Source organism: Pseudomonas sp. RGM 3321 (genome assembly GCF_022836805.1).
In the GTDB taxonomy this organism is placed as follows: Bacteria; Pseudomonadota; Gammaproteobacteria; order Pseudomonadales; family Pseudomonadaceae; genus Aquipseudomonas.
Window position 1 is genome coordinate 234,320 of the sequence record NZ_JALHBH010000117.1, and the last position, 11,118, is coordinate 245,437.

The window sequence follows — 11,118 nt, forward strand, 5'->3', positions numbered from 1 at the left end:
GCGTGAGGCATTCAGCTGAAATGAAAACGCGCCACAGGTGATGGCCTGCGGCGCGTCGGATCAAACCATAACGCAAATCAGCGGATCAACAGCACTTCGGACCGGCCTTGCCGCCGTACCGTGCCTCTTGCCGTTCCCGGAAGAACTGCTCGTAGGTCATCATCGGCTTGTCCGGGTGGGTGTTCTGCATGTGTTCGACGTAGGTGTCGTAGTCCGGCATGCCCACCATCAGGCGCGCGGCCTGACCGAGGTATTTGCCGAGGCGACTCAGGTCATTGAACATGGGCAATTCCTCTGTGGGTAGCCATCGTCACACCTGCGACGCTGGCGGCATGGCCTGGAACGGCGCTTCCTTGTCGGTGCGCTCCTTGGTCGTCCAGGCCGCGCGGCCCACTTTAATGGCGTAGAACAGGATGCTGAACACCACAAACAGGAACAGTACGGTCAGCCCGGCATTGGTGTAAGCGTTGAAGATCACATGCTGCATCTGGTCCATGGTTTTGGCCGGGGCCAGAATCTGGCCAGCATCTGCCGCCGCGCTGTACTTCTTGGCCAGGGCCAGGAAGCCCACCGCAGGATTGGCGTCGAACAGCTTGATCAGGCCAGCGGTCACGGTGCAGATCAGCAGCCAGGTGGCAGGCAGCATGGTCACCCACACATAGCGCTGACGCTTCATTTTGATCAGCACTACGCTGGCCAGCATCAGCGCGATACCGGCGAGCATCTGGTTAGAGATGCCGAACAGCGGCCACAGGGTATTGATGCCGCCCAGCGGGTCGATTACGCCTTGATACAGCAGATAGCCCCACAGCGCCACGCAACCGCCGGTGCCGATGGCGTTGGCCGTCCACGACTCGGTGCGTTTCAGGGCTGGAACGAAACTGCCCAGCAGATCCTGCAGCATGAAGCGTCCGGCTCGTGTACCGGCGTCGACTGCGGTCAGAATAAACAGTGCCTCGAACAGAATCGCGAAGTGGTACCAGAACGCCATGGTGTTTTCACCCGGCAACACCTGATGAAGGATCTGCGCGATACCGACCGCCAGCGTCGGCGCACCACCGGCACGCGCCAGCACAGTGTTTTCACCAATGTCTTTTGCAACAGCAGTCAATTGCTCCGGTGTGATGGCAAAGCCCCAGCTGGAGACAGTCTGCGCGACAGTCACCACGTCACTGCCAACCACCGCAGCCGGGCTGTTCATGGCGAAGTACACGCCTGGCTCGATCACCGAGGCAGCAACCATTGCCATGATGGCCACAAACGACTCCATCAACATGCCGCCGTAACCGATGTAACGAGCGTTCTTTTCGTTATCCAGCAGCTTGGGCGTGGTGCCCGAAGAGATCAGCGCGTGGAAACCCGATACCGCACCGCAAGCGATAGTGATGAACAGGAACGGGAACAGTGCGCCCTTCCAGACCGGGCCTGTGCCGTTGGTGAACTGGGTCAGGGCGGGCATTTTCAGCTCGGGCGCCAGAATCAGGATGCCGATTGCAAGTGCCAGAATGGTGCCGATTTTCAGGAAGGTCGACAGGTAGTCACGGGGCGCAAGCAGCAGCCAGACCGGCAGCATGGCCGCTACAAAACCGTAACCGACCAGCATCCAGGTGATCTGCACACCGGTGAACGTGAACATCGGCCCCCAGGTCGGATCCGCCGCTACCATCCCGCCGACCCAGATCGAACCGAGCAACAGAATGACGCCTACGATGGAGATTTCACCAATACGGCCCGGACGGATGTAGCGCATGTAGATGCCCATGAACATCGCGATCGGGATCGTCGCCATGACCGTGAACATGCCCCACGGGCTCTCGGCCAGGGCCTTGACCACGATCAGCGCCAGCACCGCCAGGATGATGATCATGATCAGGAAACAGCCGAACAGGGCGATGGTGCCGGGGATACGGCCCATTTCTTCGCGAACCATGTCGCCCAGCGAGCGACCGTCACGGCGCGTGGAGAGAAACAGGATCATGAAATCCTGTACCGCACCGGCCAGCACCACGCCGGCGATCAGCCAGAGCGTACCGGGCAGATAACCCATTTGCGCGGCCAGTACCGGGCCGACCAGCGGGCCTGCACCAGCGATGGCAGCAAAGTGGTGACCGAAAAGGATGTGTTTGTTGGTCGGCACGTAGTCCAGACCATCGTTGTTGACCACCGCCGGTGTCGCGCGCAGCGGATCGAGCTGCATGACATGGGTGGCGATGAACAGACTGTAGTAACGATAGGCAACCAGATAGATAGCCACCGCAGCGACCACTATCCACAAAGCGTTGATCGCTTCTCCGCGACGCAAGGCCACGACCCCAAGGGCACATGCCCCGACAATTGCGACGATGAGCCAGGGAACATGGCGCATCAGACTATTATTATTTTTCATTTTTTATTCCAGCAGATTTGACTAGAAGGCAAGCAGTGCGAGTTTAGCGCCGGATCAGCGAAAGACCACCCCCAACCATGGTCTAGAGCGAAATTTGATCAATTGCGGCAGATACCCGGCATAGAGGGCTGGAATGGACTCGACAGATGGTTGCCGGATCACAAAACAGTGATGCGGAACTGTTCTGGAATGGCTTTCAGGTCTATCGTGCAGGAACAACAGAATTGATCAGATAACGACCTGCCGGCTGACCTACGGTGGCGGTCAACAAGAGAGTTCATTCGATGACCGACTCACCCGAAGATCGCCGTCGTTTCAAACGCATTGCCTTTGATGCCAAAACCGATTTGAAGCAAGGCGATCAGACCTGGAAGGTTCAACTGGTCGACCTGTCCCTGAAAGGGTTGCTGATCGAACGGCCTGATCCGTGGAGCGGTGATCAGGCGCAGCTCTTTGAAGTCGACATCATTCTAAGCAACGACGCCCATGTGAAAATGGATGTCAAAGTCACCCATGACAACAACCGGCAATTAGGATTCGTTTGCCTGCACATAGGGCTGGAGTCAATCAGCCACCTGAAGCGGCTGGTCGAATTGAACCTCGGAGACACAGAGGAACTGGATCGGGAACTGGCAGCCTTGATCGAACTGCACGGATAATCCTCAGGACGAGGTTACTCGAACAACGCATCCAGTGCCTGCTCCAGACGCGTGACGGCAATGATCTGCAAACCGGGCGGTGCTTCCTTCGGCGCATTGCCTTTAGGTACGATGGCCCGCTTGAAGCCATGCTTGGCGGCTTCCTTGAGGCGCTCCTGGCCGCTGGGCACCGGCCTGACCTCGCCCGACAACCCCACTTCGCCAAACACCAGCAAGTCGTGCGGCAGCGGACGATTGCGCAGGCTGGACATCACCGCCGCCATCAAGGCCAGGTCGGATGCGGTTTCGAGCACTTTCACCCCGCCTACTACGTTGAGAAACACGTCCTGATCGTGAGTCGGAATACCGCCGTGTCGATGCAGGACCGCCAGTAGCATGGCCAGACGATTCTGGTCCAGACCCAGCGTTACACGACGCGGGTTGGACATGTGGCTGTCGTCCACCAGCGCCTGAACCTCCACCAGCATCGGCCGCGTGCCTTCCCAGGTGGCCATGACTACACTGCCCGGCACTTCTTCCTGAGCACGGGTGAGGAAAATCGCCGACGGGTTGGAGACTTCTTTCAGGCCCTTGTCGGTCATGCCGAACACGCCCAGCTCGTTCACCGCGCCGAAGCGGTTCTTCACCGCCCGCAGCAGACGCAGACGGCCATCCGACTCGCCCTCGAAATACAATACGGTGTCGACCATGTGCTCAAGCACACGCGGACCGGCCAGCGCACCCTCTTTCGTGACGTGACCGACCAGAAAGATCGCCGTGCCGCTCTGTTTGGCGTAGCGCACCAGCAAGGCCGCGCTTTCACGAACCTGCGACACGCCGCCCGGCGCGGACTGCAACTGTTCGGTGAAGATCGTCTGGATCGAATCGATCACCATGACCTTGGGCTTCTCGACCTTTGCCGTGGCAATGATCGTCTCGATACAGGTTTCAGTCATGACGCGCAGCTTGTCCTGCGGCAGCCCCAAACGTCGTGCACGCATGGCCACCTGCTGCTGGGATTCCTCGCCGGTGACATACAACGCGGGCATGCGCTGGGCGATATTGCACAGCGTCTGCAACAGAATCGTCGACTTGCCGATGCCGGGGTCGCCGCCAATCAGCACCACCGAGCCGTCAACCAGCCCGCCGCCCAGCACCCGGTCGAGCTCGGTGGAATTGGTGGAGAAGCGCGGGATCTCTTCGACACTGACTTCTGCCAGGGTTTTGATCTGCGCCTGTGAACCGGTCCAGCCGGTGCGCCCGGTGGGCGGCGCAGCAGCGCCACTCTCAATCATGGTTTCGACCAGAGTGTTCCAGGCACCGCATTCGCTGCACTGGCCCGCCCACTTGGGAAATGTCGCGCCGCACTCGGTGCAGCCGTACAAGCGTTTGGCCTTGGCCATGACAACCCCAGTCGTAAAAAACGCCCATGATAGCGCAGGTTGAGCCGGCAGCTACCTGCGCAGCGAACCATGACTTTCAAAACCGGATAAAACTTACACAGACCGCTTCGGTCGATTGAACGTAGAACGGACGGCAACTGTAAGGCTGGACTACACTCTCCCGGATCACTTTTATCTGTAACAAGGAATTACCCATGAGCGTACTTAGCGAGTTCAAGGCCTTCGCGGTCAAAGGTAACGTGGTCGATATGGCCGTCGGTATCATCATTGGCGCGGCATTCGGCAAAATCGTTTCGTCGTTCGTCGGCGACGTGATCATGCCTCCGTTAGGCTTGCTGATCGGCGGCGTGGACTTCAGTGACCTGGCCATCACCCTGCGCCCCGCGCAAGGTACGGCACCTGCCGTGCTGCTGGCTTATGGCAAGTTCATCCAGACCGTTATCGACTTCATTATCGTCGCGTTCGCGATCTTCATGGGCGTCAAGGCTATCAACCGCCTCAAGCGCGAAGAAGCCAAGGCACCGACCCTGCCACCAACGCCTTCCAAGCAGGAAGTGTTGCTGAGCGAGATTCGTGACCTGCTCAAGGAACAGAGCAAACCGGCAGCGCCAGTCACTGTCGACCCTACGCGTCCGCTTTGATTTGACGTCCGGAGTGCGTAGGAGATGTCTATCTCGTCCCCACGCAGTGCTTTTCAACCGCGATGGCACAGACGACGCAGAGTGCGACCTTAGTGACGGCTGAGTCCTGGCGCTGATCCGGGGGTAGCCTGGCAGGACGCCAGGCTAGCCGCACCGGACCATGGATGGTCCGTTGCGGCGACCCCCGGATCAGTGACAGGGCGAAGGAACCCGACGAAGTCGGGCCGGAAACAGGAGCGAGGGGGTTTGGTTACTTTGCCCCGTCAAAGTCACTCGCCGAGGGGCGAAAAGGTGACCTGAGTCGGGCACCAATTCACCTGATGTCGAAGAACCGCGGTGTGACGCAGAGCGTCACGAACTGCATGCCAACGCGGAGCATTGGCACGATAGTCATGCAGAGCGTTCTGCCTTCCCCACTTACCAATACGTCTCCACCGCAACCTGCCCCGGCTTGCGTGACAGGCTCAGGCGCATGTCGCGCTGTTTGAGCACTGCGCGTGTGTCGTCGATCATCTGCGGGTTGCCACACAGCATCACCCGAGAATGCTCAGGTGTCATTGCGATGCCTGCCGCGCGCTCGAGCTCTCCGTTTTCAATCAACTGCGTAATGCGGCCATTCAGTGCGCCCGGATGCTGCTCGCGGGTCACAGTCGGTAGAAACAGGAACTTGTCCGCGTATTCAGCCAGATATTCACGCTGCATCAGTTCACCAATCAACTGCTGATAGGCCAGTTCGCGGGACTCACGAACGCTGTACACCAGAATCACCCGTTCGAACTTCTCCCAGACCTCGAAATCCTGAAGGATCGACAGAAACGGCGCGACACCTGTACCTGTGGATAACAGCCAGAGGTCGCGTCCATCGACAAAACGGTCCAGGGTCAGATAACCAAACGCCAGTTTTTCCACCATCAATTCGTCGCCTTCGCGCAGACGACTCAGTTCGCTGGTGAATTCGCCATCCGGCACCACGATGGAAAAAAACTCCAGAAACTCGTCGTGGGGTGAAGACACCATCGAGTAGGCACGCCATACCGTGGTGCCGTCGGCCTTGGTCACACCGAGGCGCGCAAACTGTCCTGCCCGAAAGCGAAAACCGGGATCGCGCGTGGTGCGCAGGGTGAACAGGTTGCTGGTCAGCGGCGTGACACGCTGCAGTGTCTGTCGGGTGAATTTGTCGTCACTGACGGTCATGGTGTGCTTTGAACTCCTGAATATGAAAAGCAGAACCCAGTGTCCCGCAAAGCGGGCCCGATAAACACCGGCTGTTTGTGGTGAATTACCCGGTCAGCGGCCCTGCGGCTTAGAGTATTTGGTTCTTGAGTCAGCCAATGCCCGACCGAACCACTACAGGGCAAATTGCCGCGACCTCTCTTGCACGGGGGTTCCAGCCAAAAGGCCGATAACACGCTGCCAAGTGCCATCAGCCCATCCGTCCGGGTAATGCACGCAGGCGCAGTTTGCGGTGTTTTTGTTCCTAGACTGGATAAACGAACAGCAAGGTCTGGACACGTACTGCAAGGAGGCTACATGAGCACAATGGAAATAAAATTTTCACAGCCCTCGCCAGCAAAAAACCTGACTCAGAGAGAAATTGAAGTCCTCAAGTGGTCCGCCGAAGGCAAGACAGCTGGCGATATCGCAATGATTCTCTGCGTGAAGGAGCGCACCATCCACTTTCACATTGCCAGCGCCATTCAGAAAATGGGCGTTTGCAACAAGACGGCTGCTGCCGTACAGGCCGCACTGAGCGGGATGTTCTGATAAAGCCGGCAGCCGAGCCGCAATCAAACAGGTATCAAAACGAAAAAATACGTAAAATCGTCTGCCTCGGCGAGCCCACCTGTCTTCGGGCTCACTGGCACACTTTCGATTGCACAGAGTTCCCCCGCCAATGCCCCTGCTCATCAGTCCTTTCGCTGAACTTGATCTCATTCGCCAACCCGAGCAACAGGATGAGCCGCTGCAGGCATTCGATGCTGCTGACGAGTACCTGCTCAATCATGTTGCAGAAACCGGGCTGAGCCTGCAAAGCCGGGTGCTGGTGCTCAATGACAGTTTTGGCGCGCTGGCGGCGAGTCTGGCGTCTCATGCCACAGTGGTCAGTAGCACGGACTCTTTCCTGGCTGCACAAGGCCTGGAAAAGAACCTGGCACGCAATGGCATGAGCTATGACGCCGTACCGCACGTTCCCGCCAGCGAGCCCCTGAGCGGGCCGTTCGACTGGGTGCTGATCCGGGTGCCGAAGACCCTGGCGCTGCTCGAAGAGCAACTTATACGCCTTCAAGGCCAACTGGCCCCCGGTGCTCGGGTTATCGCCGCGGCAATGGTCAAGCATTTGCCACGTTCGGCAGGCGACCTGCTGGAGGAGTACGTAGGGCCGGTGCAGGCCTCACTGGCGGTGAAAAAAGCCCGGCTGCTGTTCGCTACGCCACAGCCCATGGAAGTGCGGACTTCGCCCTACCCGACGCGATACCTTCTGGACGAGCCGGCCATCGAACTGCTCAACCACGCCAATGTATTTTGCCGCGACGGGCTGGACATCGGTACCCGGGCATTCCTGCCTTATCTGCCGAAAAACCTAGGCACCGCAAGGGTCGCCGACCTGGGATGCGGCAACGGCGTGCTGGCCATTGCCAGCGCGCTGGACAACCCGCAGGCGCACTACACGCTGGTCGACGAGTCGTTCATGGCCGTGCAATCGGCAATCGAGAACTGGCGCGCAACGCTGGGCGAACGTGCGGTGGAAGTTCGGGCAGCCGACGGGCTGGACACTCAGGAAACCGACTCGCTGGATGTGGTGCTGTGCAACCCACCCTTCCATCAGCAACAGGTGGTGGGAGATTTTCTTGCCTGGCGCATGTTCCTCCAGGCGCGTGCCGCACTGGTGACCGGCGGCGCGCTGTATATCGTCGGCAATCGTCACTTGGGGTATCACACCAAGCTGTCGCGCCTGTTCCGCGGCGTCGAGCAAGTGGCGGCCACGCCGAAATTCGTGATTCTGAAAGCACGCAAGTAATCCACCGCGCAAAAAAAGACCCTCTTGCCAGCGGGTGGCAAGAGGATCGCAAAACGTGTCCGCAGACACGAACGGGAATTAGGAATCAGTGTGTCGTCAGGCCCGCTGCGCTCATGAACATGCGCATCAGGCTGGCTACGATGAACAACGCAAACACGCTGCCCGCCCAGATTCCGACCAACCAGGCCAGTCGTTGCCAGAGCGGTTTGCTCAGTGCCGGATCAGGATCGTGCATGGAATTTTTACCAGACATCGTCAATCTCCTCGGTTCGAACTAGTGATAACCGTCTGCAGCCGTCACCTTGCCGCGGAATACGTAGTAGCTCCAGAAGGTGTAGCCCAGGATGAACGGAATGATGAACAGCGTGCCGACCAGCATGAAGCCCTGGCTCTGCGGCGGCGCGGCGGCTGCCCAGATCGTTACCGAAGGCGGAATGATGTTTGGCCACAGGCTGATGCCCAGCCCGCTGTAACCCAGAAATATCAGCAACAGGGTCAGCAGGAACGGCGTGTAGTGGGCATTGCGGGCGACTGCCTTGAACAGACCGTACATGGTCACCAGCACCAGAACCGGCACAGGCATGAACCACAGCAGATTGGGCATGCTGAACCAGCGATGGGCAATGTCCGCATGGGCCAGCGGCGTCCACAGGCTGACCACCGCCATGACCGCGAGCACGGCCAGTGCCAGAGGGCGGGCCAAATCATGCATCGCTTTCTGCAGCGAACCTTCGGTTTTCATGATCAGCCAGGTACAGCCCAGCAGCGCATAGGCGACGATCAGGGCCAGGCCGCAGAACATCGGAAACGGCGCGAGCCAGTCCAGTGAACCGCCTGCGAACTGGCGATTGACCACCGGAATGCCTTCAATGTAGGCACCCAGCGCAACGCCCTGAAAGAAGGTTGCAGCCAGTGAACCGCCAATGAACGCCTTGTCCCAGAGGTGGCGTTTCTGTTCGGTCGCCTTGAAGCGAAACTCGAACGCCACGCCGCGAAAGATCAGGCCCATGAGCATGAACATCAATGGCAGATACAGCGCAGACAAGACCACCGAGTAGGCCAGCGGGAATGCACCGAACAGTGCCGCACCGCCCAGCACCAGCCAGGTCTCGTTGCCGTCCCAGACCGGCGCGACGGTATTCATCATCACATCACGGTCGGAACTGTCTTTCATGAACGGGAAGAGAATCCCGATGCCCAGATCGAAGCCATCCATCACCACGTACATCATGATGCCGAAGACGATGATGATGGCCCAGATCAGCGGAAGATCGATACCCATGGCTTAAATCCCCTTGCCGAGACGGTCAGGATGGTCGCCATCTTCTTCGCCTTCAACAGCAGCGGAGAGCGGACGGGCCGGAGTGCGTTGCTGGCCGGGACCACCATGAGGCACATGTTCGACATAGGCTTTTGGCCCCTTGCGAACCAGGCGCATCATGTAGCCAAGACCTGCACCGAACAGCACGAAATACACGACCACGAACAGCACCAGAGTGATGCTCATCTGCGCCACGCTGTGGCCGGACGATGCATCGGCGGTGCGCATCAAGCCATACACGACCCACGGCTGACGGCCGATCTCGGTGGTGAACCAGCCGGCGAGAATCGCTATCAGGCCAGACGGCCCCATCCACAGCGCCAGATACAGGAACGGACGCGAGTTATACAGCGTGCCGCGCTTGCGCAGCCAGAGGCTCCACAGGCCGGTGAAGATCATCAGCATGCCGAGGGCGACCATGACCCGGAACGACCAGAATACAATTGTCGAATTAGGCCGATCCTCAGGTTTGAACTCCTTGAGCGCCGGCACTTGCTTGTCGAGACTGTGAGTCAGGATCAGGCTGCCCAGATACGGAATTTCCACCGCGTACTTGGTACGCTCTTCCTTCATGTCGGGAATGCCGAAGAGGATCAGCGGGGTCGGTTCGTCGCCGACGTTTTCCCAGTGGCCTTCGATGGCGGCGATCTTCGCCGGCTGATGCTTGAGCGTATTCAGACCGTGGAAGTCACCGACCACTGCCTGAATAGGTGCAACCAGCAGGGCCATCCACATGGCCATCGAAAGCATTTTGCGTACAGCGGGTGTGTCGCGACCGCGCAACAGGTGCCAGGCAGCCGACGAGCCGACGAAGAATGCAGTTGCCACGAACGCGGCAATTGCCATATGCGTCAGGCGGTACGGGAACGACGGGTTGAAGACCACCGCGAACCAGTCGGTCGGAATGACGCGACCGTCGATGATCTCGAAACCTTGTGGCGTCTGCATCCAGCTGTTGGACGACAGAATCCAGAACGTGGAGATCAGCGTGCCAATGGCAACCATCACCGTGGAAAAGAAGTGCAGCTTACGGCCGACACGGTTCCAGCCGAACAGCATGACGCCGAGGAAACCCGCTTCAAGGAAGAAGGCGGTCAATACCTCGTAGGTCAGCAGCGGGCCGGTAACAGCACCTGCAAAATCGGAGAAGCGGCTCCAGTTGGTGCCGAATTGATAGGCCATGACCAGCCCGGAGACCACGCCCATGCCGAAGTTGACGGCAAAGATCTTCGACCAGAAGTGGTACAGGTCACGGTAGACGTCATCGCGGGTCTTCAGCCACAGACCTTCGAGCACAGCCAGGTAACTTGCCAGACCAATAGTGATGGCAGGAAACAGGATGTGAAACGAAATGGTGAATGCGAACTGAATTCGGGCGAGATCTATAGCCTCTAAACCGAACATAATATGTTCCTCTCTCAGATGAAACCTGTTGCCGGCTTTGAGCCAACAACGATTGCTCCCACGGTAATGAGTGCTTATGTTTCTTTATTCTGGCGTTTCCAATGGCGAAAACGCTGGCCGAAGCACTGATCACTGGCTGAACGCAATGATGCAGATCAATCGACTGTGAAAGAGTAGCCCTGTTCAGCCACTTGAGCCGTGTGGTCTATTGTCGCGTGGCGAGTTGTCTCACCGGTAGAGCACTTGCAGACGCCTATCGTTCCTCACGCTCCAGCGTGGGAATGCCGTTCGTGACGCTCTGCGTCA

General features: G+C 58.7%; 11 protein-coding genes. 4 read left to right on the forward strand and 7 right to left on the reverse strand.

The genetic code is table 11. From position 1 onward, the window contains the following. Positions 1 to 85: 85 nt before the first annotated feature. Complete coding sequence (locus RGM3321_RS21295; RefSeq protein ID WP_003399964.1) at positions 86 to 283, reverse strand: YbdD/YjiX family protein; 198 nt, start codon at positions 281 to 283, stop codon at positions 86 to 88. A gap of 27 nt (positions 284 to 310) precedes the next feature. Further along, entirely contained in the window at positions 311 to 2,386 is a 2,076-nt protein-coding gene (locus tag RGM3321_RS21300) for a carbon starvation CstA family protein (protein WP_244394708.1), read from the reverse strand. A gap of 284 nt (positions 2,387 to 2,670) precedes the next feature. On the opposite strand from RGM3321_RS21300, the gene RGM3321_RS21305 reads away from it, so the two are divergent. Further along, complete coding sequence (locus RGM3321_RS21305) at positions 2,671 to 3,045, forward strand: PilZ domain-containing protein (protein WP_244394709.1); 375 nt, start codon at positions 2,671 to 2,673, stop codon at positions 3,043 to 3,045. 14 nt (positions 3,046 to 3,059) lie between these two features. On the opposite strand, the gene radA is transcribed toward RGM3321_RS21305, so the two are convergent. Then, on the reverse strand, positions 3,060 to 4,427 hold the full coding sequence (radA, locus tag RGM3321_RS21310; protein ID WP_244394710.1) for a DNA repair protein RadA: 1,368 nt from the start codon (positions 4,425 to 4,427) through the stop codon (positions 3,060 to 3,062). A 194-nt stretch (positions 4,428 to 4,621) separates the two neighbouring features. Between radA and mscL the strand changes: the two genes are divergently transcribed. Beyond that, positions 4,622 to 5,068, forward strand: coding sequence for a large-conductance mechanosensitive channel protein MscL (gene mscL, locus RGM3321_RS21315; RefSeq protein ID WP_244394711.1), 447 nt, complete (start codon positions 4,622 to 4,624; stop codon positions 5,066 to 5,068). A gap of 417 nt (positions 5,069 to 5,485) precedes the next feature. Here mscL and RGM3321_RS21320 read toward each other — a convergent pair whose 3' ends face one another. Beyond that, positions 5,486 to 6,262 (reverse strand): ferredoxin--NADP reductase, encoded by a 777-nt coding sequence (locus RGM3321_RS21320; protein ID WP_244394712.1) that lies wholly within the window; start codon positions 6,260 to 6,262, stop codon positions 5,486 to 5,488. A 336-nt stretch (positions 6,263 to 6,598) separates the two neighbouring features. On the opposite strand from RGM3321_RS21320, the gene RGM3321_RS21325 reads away from it, so the two are divergent. Both RGM3321_RS21325 and RGM3321_RS21330 read left to right on the forward strand, forming a co-directional pair. After that, complete coding sequence (locus RGM3321_RS21325) at positions 6,599 to 6,832, forward strand: helix-turn-helix transcriptional regulator (protein ID WP_244394713.1); 234 nt, start codon at positions 6,599 to 6,601, stop codon at positions 6,830 to 6,832. A gap of 130 nt (positions 6,833 to 6,962) precedes the next feature. After that, positions 6,963 to 8,087 (forward strand): class I SAM-dependent methyltransferase, encoded by a 1,125-nt coding sequence (locus RGM3321_RS21330; RefSeq protein ID WP_244394714.1) that lies wholly within the window; start codon positions 6,963 to 6,965, stop codon positions 8,085 to 8,087. A gap of 85 nt (positions 8,088 to 8,172) precedes the next feature. On the opposite strand, the gene RGM3321_RS21335 is transcribed toward RGM3321_RS21330, so the two are convergent. The 3 genes from RGM3321_RS21335 to RGM3321_RS21345 are packed head-to-tail and all read right to left on the reverse strand — an operon-like array spanning position 8,173 to position 10,812. Next, positions 8,173 to 8,340: a DUF2474 domain-containing protein gene (locus RGM3321_RS21335; RefSeq protein WP_002555239.1), complete on the reverse strand. Its 168-nt coding sequence runs from the start codon at positions 8,338 to 8,340 to the stop codon at positions 8,173 to 8,175. Positions 8,341 to 8,361: 21 nt separating this feature from the next. After that, complete coding sequence (gene cydB, locus RGM3321_RS21340; protein WP_244394715.1) at positions 8,362 to 9,369, reverse strand: cytochrome d ubiquinol oxidase subunit II; 1,008 nt, start codon at positions 9,367 to 9,369, stop codon at positions 8,362 to 8,364. Between the two features lie 3 nt (positions 9,370 to 9,372). Beyond that, complete coding sequence (locus RGM3321_RS21345) at positions 9,373 to 10,812, reverse strand: cytochrome ubiquinol oxidase subunit I (RefSeq protein ID WP_004655531.1); 1,440 nt, start codon at positions 10,810 to 10,812, stop codon at positions 9,373 to 9,375. Positions 10,813 to 11,118 lie beyond the last annotated feature (306 nt).